The 14,880-nt window shown below is 70.1% G+C and carries 14 protein-coding genes and 1 tRNA gene; 6 read left to right on the forward strand and 9 right to left on the reverse strand.

Translation table 11 applies throughout. The features are described 5' to 3' along the window. Nucleotides 1-109: 109 nt before the first annotated feature. A complete protein-coding gene (gene nth, locus AC5L38_RS09370; RefSeq protein ID WP_495242350.1) occupies nt 110-829 on the reverse strand; it encodes an endonuclease III in 720 nt (239 codons plus the stop codon). Between the two features lie 45 nt (nt 830-874). Between nth and AC5L38_RS09375 the strand changes: the two genes are divergently transcribed. Further along, a complete protein-coding gene (locus tag AC5L38_RS09375; protein WP_329426616.1) occupies nt 875-1,597 on the forward strand; it encodes a Crp/Fnr family transcriptional regulator in 723 nt (240 codons plus the stop codon). A 91-nt stretch (nt 1,598-1,688) separates the two neighbouring features. On the opposite strand, the gene AC5L38_RS09380 is transcribed toward AC5L38_RS09375, so the two are convergent. The 4 genes from AC5L38_RS09380 to sp36 all read right to left on the reverse strand — a co-directional run bounded on the left by AC5L38_RS09380 (nt 1,689) and on the right by sp36 (nt 4,493). Further along, nucleotides 1,689-2,549 (reverse strand): MBL fold metallo-hydrolase, encoded by an 861-nt coding sequence (locus AC5L38_RS09380; protein ID WP_495242351.1) that lies wholly within the window; start codon nt 2,547-2,549, stop codon nt 1,689-1,691. Next, nucleotides 2,546-3,382: an NUDIX hydrolase gene (locus AC5L38_RS09385; protein ID WP_495242352.1), complete on the reverse strand. Its 837-nt coding sequence runs from the start codon at nt 3,380-3,382 to the stop codon at nt 2,546-2,548. The genes AC5L38_RS09380 and AC5L38_RS09385 overlap by 4 nt, the downstream gene beginning before the upstream one ends. A gap of 500 nt (nt 3,383-3,882) precedes the next feature. After that, a complete protein-coding gene (locus tag AC5L38_RS09390) occupies nt 3,883-4,341 on the reverse strand; it encodes a RidA family protein (RefSeq protein WP_495242353.1) in 459 nt (152 codons plus the stop codon). Next, entirely contained in the window at nt 4,338-4,493 is a 156-nt protein-coding gene (gene sp36, locus AC5L38_RS09395) for a Sp36 family protein (RefSeq protein ID WP_344742745.1), read from the reverse strand. Before sp36 ends, AC5L38_RS09390 begins: the two co-directional genes overlap by 4 nt. Nucleotides 4,494-4,928: 435 nt before the next feature. Here sp36 and bagA point away from each other — a divergent pair, with 435 nt between their 5' ends. Both bagA and bagB read left to right on the forward strand, forming a co-directional pair. Further along, nucleotides 4,929-5,933: an ATPase BagA gene (bagA, locus tag AC5L38_RS09400; RefSeq protein WP_495242354.1), complete on the forward strand. Its 1,005-nt coding sequence runs from the start codon at nt 4,929-4,931 to the stop codon at nt 5,931-5,933. After that, nucleotides 5,930-7,057, forward strand: a complete 1,128-nt coding sequence (gene bagB, locus AC5L38_RS09405) for an ATPase BagB (protein ID WP_495242355.1) — start codon at nt 5,930-5,932, stop codon at nt 7,055-7,057. Before bagA ends, bagB begins: the two co-directional genes overlap by 4 nt. A gap of 280 nt (nt 7,058-7,337) precedes the next feature. Here bagB and AC5L38_RS09410 read toward each other — a convergent pair whose 3' ends face one another. Continuing rightward, on the reverse strand, nt 7,338-7,634 hold the full coding sequence (locus AC5L38_RS09410; RefSeq protein ID WP_012887233.1) for a WhiB family transcriptional regulator: 297 nt from the start codon (nt 7,632-7,634) through the stop codon (nt 7,338-7,340). 318 nt (nt 7,635-7,952) lie between these two features. On the opposite strand from AC5L38_RS09410, the gene AC5L38_RS09415 reads away from it, so the two are divergent. After that, nucleotides 7,953-10,178, forward strand: a complete 2,226-nt coding sequence (locus AC5L38_RS09415; protein ID WP_495242356.1) for a transglycosylase domain-containing protein — start codon at nt 7,953-7,955, stop codon at nt 10,176-10,178. 184 nt (nt 10,179-10,362) lie between these two features. Here AC5L38_RS09415 and AC5L38_RS09420 read toward each other — a convergent pair whose 3' ends face one another. Then, complete coding sequence (locus AC5L38_RS09420; protein WP_495242357.1) at nt 10,363-10,821, reverse strand: GatB/YqeY domain-containing protein; 459 nt, start codon at nt 10,819-10,821, stop codon at nt 10,363-10,365. Between the two features lie 80 nt (nt 10,822-10,901). On the opposite strand from AC5L38_RS09420, the gene AC5L38_RS09425 reads away from it, so the two are divergent. Together AC5L38_RS09425 and AC5L38_RS09430 are read left to right on the forward strand one after the other, a co-directional pair. Further along, nucleotides 10,902-11,825, forward strand: coding sequence for a metallophosphoesterase (locus AC5L38_RS09425; protein WP_350968855.1), 924 nt, complete (start codon nt 10,902-10,904; stop codon nt 11,823-11,825). A gap of 35 nt (nt 11,826-11,860) precedes the next feature. Beyond that, a tRNA-Pro gene (locus AC5L38_RS09430) sits at nt 11,861-11,934 on the forward strand. 326 nt (nt 11,935-12,260) lie between these two features. Here AC5L38_RS09430 and AC5L38_RS09435 read toward each other — a convergent pair. Together AC5L38_RS09435 and AC5L38_RS09440 are read right to left on the reverse strand one after the other, a co-directional pair. Further along, entirely contained in the window at nt 12,261-12,767 is a 507-nt protein-coding gene (locus tag AC5L38_RS09435) for a type II toxin-antitoxin system RatA family toxin (RefSeq protein WP_495242358.1), read from the reverse strand. A 75-nt stretch (nt 12,768-12,842) separates the two neighbouring features. Continuing rightward, complete coding sequence (locus tag AC5L38_RS09440; protein WP_495242359.1) at nt 12,843-14,414, reverse strand: aldehyde dehydrogenase family protein; 1,572 nt, start codon at nt 14,412-14,414, stop codon at nt 12,843-12,845. Nucleotides 14,415-14,880: the final 466 nt, after the last annotated feature.

Consider the following 14,880-nt stretch of genomic DNA (forward strand, 5'->3'; position numbering starts at 1 on the left):
CCTCCGGTTCTCTGCAACACGGTGCCCCGCCCCGCGCTTCCCGGTGTCCGCGGATCCGCGAGAGGCGGGAACACCGGCCGGACGGCCACCTGCGACGATCAGCGGGAAATCACGAGAAGGGGCCCGGCCGCACCAGCTTGGCGGCCTGGACCGGATCGACGGGGCCGATGCCGTACGAGGGACAGAGCGCGGCGAGCGGGCAGACGCCGCAGGCCGGTTTGCGGGCGTGGCAGACGCGGCGGCCGTGCCAGATCAGGCGGTGGGACATCATCGTCCAGTCGCGCTTCGGGATGATCTTGGCGACGACCTGCTCGATCTTCACCGGATCGGTCTCCGAGGTCCAGCGGAAGCGGTGGGTGAGCCGCTGGAAGTGGGTGTCGACGGTGATGCCGGGCACCCCGAAGGCGTTTCCGAGCACGACGTTGGCCGTCTTGCGGCCGACCCCCGGCAGGGCGACCAGGTCCTTGAGCCTCCCGGGCACCTCGCCGCCGTGGCGCTCGCACAGGGCCTGGGCCATGCCGATGATGCTGTTGGTCTTGGCGCGGAAGAAGCCGGTGGGCCGGATGATCCCCTCCATCTCGGCCCGGTCGGCACCGGCATAGTCTGCCGCTGTGGGATATTTTGCAAAAAGGGTAGGAGTGACCGTATTAACCCTTTTATCCGTACATTGGGCGGACAGGATCGTCGCGACCAGCAGTTCGAGAGGATCGCGGAAGTCGAGCTCACAGTGGGCGTCAGGGTAGGTTTCCACCAGAATCCGGTCCATTCGACGAGCTCGACGAACCAGGGCAAGCTGGGATTCACCATCGGGGCTGACGTTGCTGAGCACTCCGACAGCCTACGCTCAAGGCCCCCCGGAGAGTGGCACGGTGGGATGGGTCACAATGACTGCGTGAGCCGTGAAACAGGAGGCACTGTGAACTCCGACGACGTGCTGGGCAAGGCCCCTCTGTTCGCCGCGCTCGACCGTGAGAGCGCCGCCGCGCTGCGCACGAGCATCTCCGAGGTGGAACTGTCCAAGGGGCAGACCCTCTTCAGCGAGAACGAGACCGGAGACCGCCTCTACGTGGTGCTCGAAGGCAAGATCAAACTCTCCCGGACCTCGCCAGACGGCCGGGAGAACCTGCTCAGCGTGCTCGGTCCGAGCGAGATGTTCGGCGAACTGTCCCTGTTCGACCCCCGTCCCCGTACGGCGTCGGCCACCGCGCTGACCGACGTCCTCCTGGCCGGGCTCGGACACGACGACCTGCGGCCCTGGCTGACCGGCCGGCCCGAGGTCGCCCTCCACCTGCTGCGGGCCCTGGCCCAGCGCCTGCGCCGTACGAACGACGTGCTGGCCGACCTGGTCTTCACCGACGTTCCCGGCCGGGTGGCCAAGGCCCTGCTCGACCTGGCCGAGCGCTTCGGCCAGCGGATCGACGACGGCGTACGGGTCCACCACGACCTCACCCAGGAGGAGCTGGCCCAGCTGGTCGGCGCCTCGCGGGAGACCGTGAACAAGGCGCTGGCCGACTTCGCCCAGCGAGGCTGGCTGCGCATCGAGGCCAAGGCCGTGGTCATCATGGACCTGGAGCGGCTGCACAACCGCTCGCGCTGACCCGCCTTCCCGGGGCCCGGAAAACATCCGGGGGACGAGCCGGCCGGGAAAGGACCGTTCCGACGGTGGTTCCTCCGGCCCGGGGGCGGGTCTACCCGTCGAGGTAGGCGAGCTGCGCGCGGACCGACATCTCGGCGGCGGGCCAGAGCGACCTGTCCACGTCCGCGTAGACGATCTCGACGATCTCCCCGGGCGTCACCGCCCCCTGCCGCCGGGCCTCCCGGATCTGGTCGAGCCTGCGCCGCCGGTGCGTGATGTAGCCGTCGAGGGCGCCGATCGGGTCGGGCAGCACCGGGCCGTGGCCGGGCAGCAGCGCCTCGGCCCCGACCGCCTCGGCCCTCGCCCTGAGCAGGTCCAGGGAGCGCAGGTAGTCGGCCAGGTCGCCGTCCGGGGCGATCATGGTGGTACCGCGGCCGAGCACCGTGTCACCGGTGAGGATCGCCCTGTCCCGCGGCAGCCAGAAGCAGAGCGAGTCGAACGAGTGGCCGGGCGTGCCCACGACGTGCAGTTCCAGATCCCCTGCCGTGAGCACGTCGCCGTCGCCGAGGCCCTCCTCACCCAGCCGGTGCGCGGGATCCAGGGCCCTGACGGGCGCGCCGACCAGCCCGGCGAACTTCGCGGCGCCGCCGCTGTGGTCGTGGTGGCCGTGGGTGAGCAGGATCGCGACGACCCGGCGCCCCTTCAGGTGCCCGGCGACCCTCGCGAGGTGCTCGTCGTCGTCCGGTCCCGGGTCGACGACCAGCACCTCCTCCCCGAGCTCCCCGAGTTCTTCGAGCTCCCCGAGCCCCCGGAGTCCCCCGGGTTCGCCGAACCCCCCGGGCTCCCTGGGGCCGATCACCCACGTGTTGGTGCCCTCCAGGGTCATCTCGGAGGGGTTCGGGGCGAGGAGGTTGAGCGCGTGGTCCGTACCGGCCCCGTCCGGTCCCTCCAGGGGGATCCGCAGCCCGCTCACCGCACGCCGAACCGGTAGTCGTCGTCGAGCACGATGCGCATCTCCCCGTCCACCTCGGCGATCTTCGGCATGAAGGTCACGATCTCACGCTCGGCCGCGAGCGCCTCGGGCACCTTCTCGTAGGCGCTCAGCTCGGTGAGCGTGCGGTGCGTCGGGGGCATCAGGAAGATCTGGCCCGCCGCGCCCTGGGCGAGCGCGTCGGCGGGCCGGACCCAGACGACCTGGTCGGCCTCGCCGCCGACGTCGCGGGTGAGCTGGCCGGCCGGGAGCGCCGCGACGAAGAACCGGGTGTCGAAACGCCTGGTCTCGACCTCGGGGGTGATCCAGTGCGCCCAGGGGCGGAGCAGGTCGGAGCGGAGGACCAGGCCGCGCCTGCCGAGGAAGTCGGCGAAGGACAGGGTCTTGCCGATCAGGGCGAGCCGGTCGGCCTCCCAGTCGTCGCCGGTGGTGTCGGACACGACGGAGTCCGCGGAGGGACCGGCCAGCAACACCCCCGACTCCTCGAACGTCTCCCTTACGGCGGCGCACACCAGGCCCCTGGCGGTCTGCTCGTCCGCGCGGAAGATCTCGCCCCAGGCGGCGGGCGGCGGCCCCGCCCAGTCGATCACCTGGTCGGTGTCGCGCGGGTCTACCGACCCTCCGGGAAAGACGTAGGCCCCCGCGGCGAAGGCCATGCTCGCCTTGCGCCGCAGCAGGTACACCTCCAGCCCGCCGGCCTCCTCACGGAGGACGACCACGGTGGCGGCGTCCCGGGCGGGGACGGGGGCGACCCGCCCGGCCAGGATGTCGCGTGCGCGCTCGCCCAGTTCACCGGGAAGCGGGATACCGCCCATTGAGACCCTCCGCCAGAACATCACTCGGTTTCAGGTCCATCATGTGGCACGGCATCGTCCCGGACAATCACGGGTCCGCCCCGGCGCCCCGGGGCACGACGCGCCCGTACGCCCCCGGCCGACCCCGGGCAACCGTCACACCCGTCACCTCCGGCCCTCAGGGTGCCCGTACGACGCCCGTACGGCCCTGTCGAGCCCCCGGCGGCACCCGTGCGGCCCGGGGCCTCAGCCACCGTCGCCGGGCCTCACCGGCCGCCAAGGGCTCTCGATCGATGACCAGGGGCTCTCGACCGATGACCAAGGCTCTCGACCGATCACCAGGGCTCTCGACCGGTGACCAAGGCTCGACCGGTCACCGGCTGCCGGAGGCCCTCACGCCCCGGTGGGTCCAGAAGCCGTCAGGGGCCCACGGGGCCCGATCCGCCGGGGACTCCGAGACTCCGGCCACCCCTGGCCACCCCTGGACGACCCTGGACGACCCTGGACGACCCTGGACGACCTCAGCGGACCTCGGCGATCACCTCGACCTCGACCGGCGCGTCCAGCGGGAGGGCGGCGACACCGACCGCGCTGCGGGCGTGCTTGCCCGCGTCGCCGAGCACCGCGGCGAGCAGGTCGCTGGCGCCGTTGACGACCTGCGGCTGGCCGGTGAAACCAGGAGCGCTGGCCACGAAGCCGACCACCTTGACGACGCGGACGATGTTCGACAATCCTCCGGCCGCCGACGCGATGGCGGCGAGGGCGTTGAGCGCGCACACCCTCGCGAGCTCGTAGGCGTCCTCGACGTCCACCTCGGCGCCGACCTTGCCGGCGGTCACCAGCTTGCCGTCCACGATCGGGAGCTGCCCCGAGGTATAGACGTGATCGCCGGAACGCACCGCCGGGACGTACGCCGCCAGCGGCGGCACCACCTCCGGCAGGGTCAGGCCGAGCTCCGCCAGTCTCTCCTCGGCCGTCACTGCCTCGGCCGCTTCAGGTAGGCGACCAGCTGCTCGGGGTTGGGACCCGGCACGACCTGGACGAGCTCCCAGCCGTCCTGGCCCCAGTTGTCAAGAATCTGCTTCGTCGCGTGGACCAGCAGCGGCACCGTCGAGTACTCCCATTTCGTCATGCGGGACACATTAGCGAGACCACCCCCGGCAAGCGGCCACCTCGAACCCCCGAACACCGGGCCCGGCCCCGGAGGGATCCCGGGGGCGAGCCCGCGACCGAACGGGTGACCGAGCGGGTGACCGGAACGGTTCGCTGTGAGAATCTGCATATTTACTTTCCCGGCCCGATCGATTAGCGACGCGACCGCGCACGGTCGCCCGGTCCGCGCGGGGGCTCCCCGGCGGGGCCGGCGCCGGCGCGTGCGGGCCACGCGGCCCCGCTGAGCAGGGCGACCGGCGGCGAAGGCACCCGGGAAGGCCGTCCCGGCCGCCCTCCGGACGGGTGCCCCCGACCGGTCACGCCCGCCCTCGGCCGCCGGGGGCCCGTGCCGATGCGCGCTCTCCGGGGAAGGCGCCGAAGAGTTGTCAAGTAGCCGTTGGGTAGCCTTCGAAGGGTGAGAGCTCGCGACACCGATTGGGACGGCGTACGCCTTCACGTCGTCACAGGCAAGGGCGGCACCGGCAAGACCACGGTGGCCGCCGCACTCGCGCTCGCCCTCGCGGCGGGTGGCAGAAAAGTCCTGCTGGTCGAGGTCGAGGGCCGCCAAGGTATCTCCCGTGTCTTCGACCTGCCACCGCTGCCGTACGAGGAGCGCAAGATCGCCGTCGCGCCCGGCGGCGGGGACGTCTACGCGCTGGCCATCGACGCCGAGGAGGCCATGCTCGAGTACCTCGAGATGTTCTACGGCATGCGCAGGGCGGGCCGGGCGCTCACCAAGATCGGCATCATCGACTTCGCCACCACCATCGCCCCCGGCTTCCGTGACGTCCTGGTCACCGGCAAGACGAGCGAGGCCGTCCGGCGCAAGGGCAAGGACGGCAGGAGGACCTACGACGCGGTCGTGCTGGACGCGCCGCCGACCGGCAGGATCGCGCGCTTCCTCAACGTCACCAACGAGGTCGCGGGGCTGGCCAGGGTGGGCCCGATCAAGAACCACGCCGACCTGGTGAACGGCGTCGTGTCCTCGCCCGAGACCGCGGTGCACTTCGTCACGCTCCTGGAGGAGATGCCGGTCCAGGAGACCCTGGACGGCCTGCGCGAGCTCCGCACCGCCGGGCTCCCTCCCGGCGGGATCTTCGTCAACATGATCCGCGAGTCGCTGCTCCCCGCCTCCGTCCTGGACGCCGCCGCCGAGGACAGGTTCGACCCGACCGAGCTGGTGCTCGGCCTCAAGGCCGCGGGACTCACCGACGGCGGCCCCGGCGCGGTCGCGGTGGCCGAGGCCCTGACCGAGGAGATCGCCGAGCACGCCCACCGCACCGAGCTGGAACGGCACGAGAGACGGTCGCTCGACAAGGCCGCCCGTCCCCGCTACGACCTGCCGTTGCTGGCCGACGGGGTGGACCTGTCGGGGCTGTACGAGCTGGCGGAAGCGATCCGCACCCAGGGAGCAGCGTGAAGAAGCCTCCGTTCCTCGACCTCGACGCGATCATCGACGACCCGAACACCCGGATCGTCGTCTGCTGCGGCTCCGGCGGTGTCGGGAAGACCACCACCGCCGCGGCGCTGGGGCTGCGCGCGGCCGAGCGCGGCCGTTCCGCCGTGGTGCTCACGGTCGACCCCGCGCGGCGGCTGGCGCAGTCGATGGGGCTCACCGAGCTCGACAACACCCCCAGGCCCGTCATGGGCGTCGAGGGGGAGGGCCGGCTGCACGCCATGATGCTCGACATGAAGCGGACCTTCGACGAGATCATCGAGGCGCACGCCGACCCCGAGCGAGCCCGGCAGATCCTGACGAACCCCTTCTACCAGTCCCTGTCGTCAAGCTTCTCCGGCACGCAGGAGTACATGGCGATGGAGAAGCTCGGCCAGCTCAGGCGGTCGGACGAATGGGATCTGATCATCGTCGACACCCCGCCGTCCCGCTCCGCGCTCGACTTCCTCGACGCTCCCGAGCGGCTCGGCCGCTTCCTCGACGGCAAGCTCATCCGGGTGCTCATGCTTCCCGCCAAGGCCGGGGGACGCAGCGCGTTCAAGCTGTTCAACGCGGGTTTCGGCATCGTCGCCGGAGCGCTGACCAAGCTGCTGGGCGCGCAGGTGCTCAAGGACCTGCAGACGTTCGTGTCCGCGCTGGACGCCGTCTTCGGCGGTTTCAGGGCGCGGGCGGACCAGACCTACCGGCTCCTGCAGGCACCGGGGACGGCGTTCGTCGTCGTGGCCTCGCCCGAGCGCGACGCGATGCGCGAGGCGTCCTACTTCGTGGAGAGGCTGGCCGAGGAGCGCATGCCCCTCGCGGGCCTCGTGATCAACCGGGTGCACCGCTCGCCCGCGTCCATGCTGTCAGGGGCGCGGAGCACCGCCGCCGCGGAGGACCTGGAGTCGCGCGGCGAGCACGAGCTCACCTCCGCCGTGCTGAGGTTGCACGCCGGACGGATGCAGCTGGCCGCTCGCGAGCGGCGCGAGGAGGAGCACTTCATCTCCGCGCATCCCACGGTGCCCGTGGCGCGGGTTCCCGCCATGTCGCAGGACGTGCACGACCTGGAGGGGCTTCGCGAGGTGGGCGACCTCCTGGCCGCCCGCTAGACGCTCAGACCGAAGGTGGGCGACCTCCTGGCCGCCCGCTAGACGCTCAGACCGAAGGTGGGCGACCTCCTGGCCGCTTGCCGAACGCCGGAGGCCGTACGGCGGGGTGAACCGGGACCGGGCCGGGGTGGCGCCTCCGGGCCCTGTCGCCGAGCCGGGGCGGAGAACGCGCGACGGCACGCGTCCCCCGGCCCGTGACACACACGTTCCGGCATGTTCCGGCCCATGACATGCGTGTACGGCTGGCGCTCGGCGCCAGCCGTACGGGATGGGCGCGAACTCAGCCGGCGATCAGCTCATTGGTCCGCTCGTATTCCTCTTTGGCCAACTCCAGCAGGTCCCGCCAGGAGTCGACATCCGGTCGCCGGCGCAACAGCGCCCGGCGTTCGCGCTCGGTCATCCCGCCCCACACCCCGAACTCGATGCGGTTGTCCAGCGCATCGGCGAGGCACTCGGTCCGGACCGGGCATCCTCGGCAGATCAGCTTCGCTCGGTTCTGGGCAGCACCCTGAACGAACAAAGCGTCAGGATCCGCACCCTTACAGGCCGCACGGGAGGTCCAATCCGTGATCCACATTCGACCCCACTCCCCTTTAGGTGGTCAGTCGTGACTTGGGCCGACGGGCGCGGGCGTCGGGCCTCGGTATTCAATTGCTGCAGAAAGAGAACGTACGCAACCAGACGTTCGGGCCGACAGACCCCGGCGGGACCAAATTCTCACATGGTCATCCACGGCCATCTGGCCGGGAATGACTAGTCACCTGCCTGAGATACCGGGACAAACCCAAGCTAAGATGGCATTCCGTTACCGTTTGCGTCATCCGTCCGACGTACCCTGGTTCCTGTGCAAGCTCAAGGCAAAGACCAGGGGTCTGTGATCAGCGCTGCCGGTAATGTGCTGAAGTTGCTCGCCGCGGCCGGTGTCACGGGCGTGCTCGTCGCCGCCGTGGCGCTTCCGGCGGTGGGTGGCGCGGGGATGACGGTGAACGCGGCGTCCGACGAGCTGCGTCTTCTCCCCGAGGAGCTCAAGGAGCCCCCTCTCGCCGAGAAGACCACCCTGCTCGACGCCGACGGCAAGCAGTTCGCCCAGTTCTACTTCGAGAACCGCGAGTCGGTGAAGCTGGACGAGGTCGCCGACGTCATGAAGACGGCGATCGTGGCGATCGAGGACTACCGGTACTACGAGCACGGCGCGATCGACCTTGAGGGCACCTTCCGCGCGGCCGTGAAGAACGTCTCGGGCGGCGGCGTCGTCCAGGGCGGCTCCTCCATCACGCAGCAGTACGTCAAGCTCGTGCTGGTCAACGCCGCGGAGACCAAGGAGGAGCAGGCCGCCGCGATCGCGCCCACGCTCTCCAGGAAGCTCAACGAGCTGCGCTACGCGCTGGCCATCGAGGAGAAGTACACCAAGTCGGAGATCCTTGAGCGCTATCTGAACATCTCCTACTACGGCGCGGGCGCCTACGGCATCCAGGCCGCCTCCCGGCGCTTCTTCAACAAGCCGGCCTCCAAGCTCGCCCTGTGGGAGGCGGCCACCCTCGCCGGGGCCGTGCAGAACCCGAGCGTGACCGACCCGAGCGCGGGCAAGGCCTCCCGCGACCGGCTGCTGGAGCGGCGCAACATCGTGCTGGGCCGGATGGCCGAGCTCGGCAAGATCACGCCGCAGGAGGCCGAGGAGGCCAGGAAGAAGAAGCTCGGCTTCAAGAACATCGAGGCCCCCGGCGGCTGCGAGGAGAGCGCCTACCCGTACTTCTGCCTCTACGTGCGGCAGGAGATCGCGACCAACGAGGACTTCGGCAAGACCCGCAAGCAGCGCGAGAGGCTGCTGCAGCGGGGCGGACTGGTCATCAAGACGACGCTCAACCCGAAGGCCCAGAAGGCCTCGGAGAAGGCGATCAAGGAGTATGTCAAGACCAGCGACAAGCCGGTCGCCGCGCAGGCGATGGTCGTCCCCGGCACCGGCGCCGTGAAGGCGATGGCCGCCAGCCGTAAGTTCGGCAGGAACAAGAAGAAGAACGAGATCAGCTACAACCTCGTCGGCGACAAGGCCCACGGCGGCGGAGCGGGCTTCCAGGCGGGCTCCACGTTCAAGCCCTTCACCCTGCTGACCGCCCTGGACCAGGGCATGAAGCTGAACGACGGCTTCGGCACCGGATCCGGCTACCGGGCCCCGAGCAAGGGCGCGTTCCGCGACTGCAAGGGCAACGGGGTCGGAGAGCCCAGCCACGAGGTCAAGAACTCCAGCGAGGGCGGCGGCGGCTTCAAGACCCTGACCACCGGCACCCTGGGCTCGGTGAACACCTTCTTCATGCGCCTGGAGCAGGAGGTCGGCCTCTGCGAGACGGTCAAGATGGCCAAGAGCCTGGGCATCAAGCGCGCCGACGGCAGGGGCCTGAAGGAGTTCGAGACCTTCACCCTCGGCATCAACGAGATGGACCCGGTGACGGTCTCCGCCGCCTACGCCACGATCGCCGCCCGCGGCGCCTACTGCAGCCCGATGGTGATCACCGAGAGCACCGACCGCGACGGCAAGAAGACCTCCTACAAGCCCAAGTGCAAGCAGGTCCTGGACGAGGAGGTCGCCGACGCGGCCAGCCACATCATGTCCGGGGTCTTCACCAAGGGCACGATGACCGAGGTCGGCGGCATCGGCCGTCCGGCGGCGGGCAAGACCGGCACCACCGACGCCTACACCGCCGCCTGGTTCGCCGGGTTCACCCCCGAACTCGCCTCCGCGGTGAGCCTCGGCGACCCGCGCGGCGCCTTCAAGTACGACCTGACCGGCGTGACCATCGGCGGGCGCTACTACAGCTACGTGTACGGCGCCTCGATCTCCGGGCGGATCTGGAAGGACTCCATGCTCGGCGCGCTCAAGGGCGTCGAGGCGACTCCCTTCACCCCGGTGAACATGGAGCGCTTCGGCGGCTGCACCGGCGGCCGGTGCGCGCCCAAGCCCCCGCCGAAGCGCGACGACGGCGACGGCCCCCGCGGCGACCGGGGCGACCGCGGTGACGACGGCGACGGCCCGTTCGGCCCGCCGGACGGCGACAACCGGGAGGTCAACGGCGGCTTCCCGTTCGGCCCGAACGGCGGCGCCCCGATCACCCCGGCCGTCCCGTAGCGACACCGCGGCCCCTGCGGCCCCGGCGACACCGGACTCCCGGGAACGCCGGGGTTCCAGGAACATCGGAGCCCCGGGAACGCCGGGGTTCCAGGAACACCGGAGCCGCGAGAACGCCAGAGCCCTCCTCGCCGGACCTTCGAAGGTCCGGCGAGGAGGGCTCTCGCCGTATCGGGAAGCCGTATCAGGAAGACGCCAGGCGCGCCCGTACGGCCTGCGCGACGCGACCGCCCTCGGCGCGTCCGGCGACCTTCGGGTTCACGATCTTCATGACCTGGCCCATGGCCTGCGGCCCGGTGGCGCCGCTCTCGGCGACGGCCTCCTCCACGAGCCCCGCGAGCTCCTCGTCGGACAGCTGCGCGGGCAGGTACGCCTCCAGCACGGCCTGCTCGTCGACCTCCGCCTGGGCCTGCTCCGCCCGGCCGGCACCGCTGAACGCCTCGGCCGCCTCGCGGCGCTTCTTGGCCTCCTTGGCCAGCACCTTGACGACCTCGTCGTCGCTGAGCTCGCGTGCCGTCTTACCCGAGACCTCCTCCACGTTCACGGCCGCGAGGGCCATGCGAATCGTGCGGGTGCGGATCTCGTCCCTGCTCTTCATGGAGGCCGTGAGATCGGCCTTCAGCTTGTCCTTCAATGCGCTCATGCCGTCCATCTTGCCGCCTCACCAGCCTCGCTGTATCCCGAGTTTCCGTTCGAGGGCCCGATCTCGGGCATGATGAGAAGGTGAGGAAAGCAGCCGCGGTGCCCCTGTCCCTGTTCGGAGTCGGCCTGGCCGGCCTCGCGTACGCCTCGGTCGTCGAGCGCAACGCGTTCCGGCTGCGCCGCTTCGACGTGCCCGTGCTGGAGCCCGGGCAGCGGCCCGTACGCATCCTCCACCTGTCCGACCTGCACCTCACCCCGGGCAGGCGGAGGCTGATCGACTGGGTGCGCTCGCTGGGAGCCCTCAACCCCGACCTGGTGGTCAACACCGGCGACTCCATCTCGCACCCCGACGCGATCACGCCCCTCATGCACGCCCTGGAGCCCCTGCTGTCCCGCCCGGGCCTGTTCGTCTACGGTTCCAACGACATGTACGAGCCGCGGCCGAAGAACCCCGCACGCTACCTCTGGCGCACCTCCAAGGCCGACTACGGCCAGAAGATCCCCTCCCTCCCCTGGGAGGAGCTGGGCGCCGCCATGGCCGCCGAGGGCTGGCTGGACATGAACAACACCACCGCCCGGCTCAAGGTCGGCGACCTCGACGTGGCCGTGGGCGGCATCCACGACTCCCACATCAACCTCGACCGCTACGACCTGATCGCCGGTCCCGCCCCGGCGGCGGCCGACCTGCGGCTGGGCGTGATGCACTCGCCGGAGCCCCGCAACCTGACCCGCTTCGCCGCCGACGGCTACCAGCTGCTGCTCGCCGGGCACACCCACGGCGGCCAGCTCTGCGTCCCCTTCTACGGCGCCCTGGTCACCAACTGCGGCATCGACCGGGCCCGCGTCAAGGGCATGAGCCGCCACGACTCCGCCTACCTCCACGTCTCCGCCGGCCTCGGCACCAGCCCCTACGCCCCGGTCCGCTTCGCCTGCTACCCCGAGGCCAGCCTCCTGACCCTGATGCCCCGCCGCCGTGGCGACGCAAGCACCCACGAAGTCCGCTAGACTTTTCCAAGCACGAGCAAGACCGGGCGTGTGAACGGGGTGTGGCGCAGCTTGGTAGCGCGCTTCGTTCGGGACGAAGAGGCCGCAGGTTCAAATCCTGTCACCCCGACGTTGAAGTGAAGTCCCGAGGTAAAGGGCCGTTTCTGAGAGATCAGGAACGGCTTTTTGCTTTCCCGGACCCGGTGGTCGTGTGCCGGGGCACGTCAAGATCACCGAATGGCCGTTCGATTGACACCGGGTCGCCGGGCACCGCGATCCGGATGTCCTCGAATCGCATGCGCGGCCCCTTCCCGGTGGTCATCCCCATTTCCTTTGGAAATCGACGTGAAAAGGCCGCTCGAAGCCGGGCGATCGGCTCGCGGCAAAAATCCGTTCTCACCGGACCGCCAATGGCATCGTGAGAGTCCGCTCCGGTGTGCCCGGGGTCCGGAAATGTCATCGAGGCGCGTCGCCCATGGCCTTTTCCGGTGTGAAGCCCTCCGGCAGGTCCCGAAGGTGCCGGTCGCCGGACGTGACGCGCACCGGGCCTCCGACGGCGAACATGATCTGGTGGGCGCTGCGGACCAGCACCCGCCCGACGGCGGAGTCGATCGCCCCCGCGAGATGGGGAACGCTCGTGCTGTAGCTCACGTTGAACACGACCTCGCAGCCGTCGGCGAGGTCCCTGCTCGTCCACGCCCCCTTGAGGTGCTGGAAGTCCCCTCTGACCTGCTCGAACTCGATGCGGTACGGCTGCGGGCCGCTTCCGGCCGCCCGGCTGCGCTGCGTCCACCTCGCCGTGCCGCCGCGAAAGGCCAGCACCCACCGGCGGAGCCCGTCGCCGGTGTCGGAGACTGAGACGATGTCACGGGCGTACGCGGGGAACGCGGGCTCGTCGCCGAGCCGCTCGATCACCTCGGCGGCCGTCGCCGGCACCGTGGCCTTCAGGGTACGAGATGTCATGACGGGTGCTCCTTGTCAGTCCGCCGTCGGTCGGCCGTCAGTTCGCATCGGTCCGCGTCGGAGTCAGGGGCAGGGTCAGGCCGCCGAGTGGATGACGCTGACACCCTGCAGATGGGTGGTGCGCAGCATGGGGTGACTCGCCTCGCCGAAGACACCGCCGGTGAGACCGGGGCCGCCCTGGTTGGGCAGGAAGGGGAGGAAGGCGGTGTGCGAATCGTTGATCTTCAGGTTGCCGCCGTTGGTGACGCCCTCCAGGACCCGCTCGATCGTCGAGGTCCCGGCCGACCAGAAGGAGTTGCGCAGGCCGTACACGTTGCCGTTCACGAAGGTCAGCACCTCCTCCAGCAGGGCGTCGTCCGCCGTGCCCGCCTCGGGGACGATGATCGGCAGCAGCGGGAAGAACGTCTCGTCGCGGACCACCGACAGCGACCGGGCGTCCCTGAGGCCGTCGACGCGGACGATGCTCGGCTCGACGAAGAAGCCGGTGCCGGACACCGAGCCGTCCACTTCGAGACGACGGCCGCCGTGGACGAGCTTCGCGCCCTTGGAAAGCGCCTCCTCCAGGCAGTGGAAGAACCAGTCGATCCCGAGGACCGGGGTGAGCACCACGCCGGCCTCGTCCGGATACCCGGGCCGGATCTTCCTGGTCGCCGTGACCAGCCGCTCGATGAGCTCGTCCGCGATCTCCGGGTGGGCGATCACCTGGTTGGGCACGTTGCAGATCTGGCCGGAGTTCATGAAGAACTGGGTGAGGCTCTCCACCGCGGTGCCCAGGTCGGCGTCGTGCCACACCACGCAGCAGTCGTTGCCCGCGAGCTCCAGGATCGGCTTCTTGCCCGCGGCGATGCAGTCGGCCTCGAACTCGATCCCCTTCTTGCTGCCTCCGAAGTAGAGGACGTCGTCGACGTGTTCGCTGGCCATCCAGGCGTCGAGCATGGGCGGCCCGCAGAGGACGTTGAGCGTCCCCTCCGGCGCTCCCGCCTCCTCGAGCACCGGCGCCACGATTTCCCGCATCGCGTACATGCAGCTGAGCGCGACCCCGCGGGGGGCCCGCACCACCACGGCGTTGCCGGCCAGGAGAGCGGTGAGGCCGTTCAGCGCGTTGACCGCCGCGGCGTTCTGGGGAGGGTTGATGCAGACGACGCCGTCGGGGACGCGGCGCAGGACCATCTCGCGCTCGCCGTCCTGCCGCCGGAACTCCATCTGCCCGGCGCACCATTCGAGTGTCTCCCGGCTCCAGCTGGTGAACGGGAGGTCGCCGATCATGCCTTCGGCCGCGGAGCGCGGCGTGCCCTCGGCGACGAGGATCTCGACGAGGGGGTCGCGGTGCTCAAGGATCCGTTCCGCGATGCGACGCCCGATCTCGATCCGCTCGGCGAGCGGGACGCGGCTCCATTCGGGGGCGGCGCGGGCGGCCGATTCGAGGGCCAGGGCCGTCATGCTCTCGTCGGCGACGACGCACGCCCCCACGACGCGTTCTCCCGCCGTGCGCGGGTCGACGACTCCCAGGTCGAGGTCGCGCTTGAGCCGCAGGCTGGGGAAGGTGTCCTCCATGATGGCCCGGGCGGTGAGTGTGTGAACGAACCGGGCGTTGTCTCCGGTGACGTCCCGGCCGCCAATATAGGCGGGGTACAGTCCGAACTTCACGTTTCCTCCTCCGCTCGATCCGGCCACGGCTTACATTCACGCTAGGCGCGGAAATACCGTCGGGACAACGGACGCACCATAAGGGTTGCTTATCGGGACGGAGAAGCGTTCCTTATTGAGCTCGGGGCCGTTTCCTCCCTCGCGATCCGGGGGGCGTCGGCGAGACGTCGCCGGTGACGAGCGCCGTCGAGACGCTCGTCGTCCCAGGGCCGGATCGGCTCTCCGAGCAGGCGGATCAGGCTTCTTCCCGCGGCAGGGCGGGGCGTGCGCGCAGGCCTCGCCGCCGTGGCGCCGGTTGTACGAACCTCGTCCCGGAAAGGTGTTTGAATTACGTGACCTAACTGCTTCTTCCGCGTTTTTCAAAATGGGCAGGCCGGTTTATGAGCGACCTCGCACCGGGGTGTTCGTTTGCGGATCCGGGCACGCCCGAGGCGCCTCCGCCGGCTCGGTGAAAAGCCCGTGAAAG

It is taken from the genome of Streptosporangium nanhuense, from assembly GCF_059358815.1.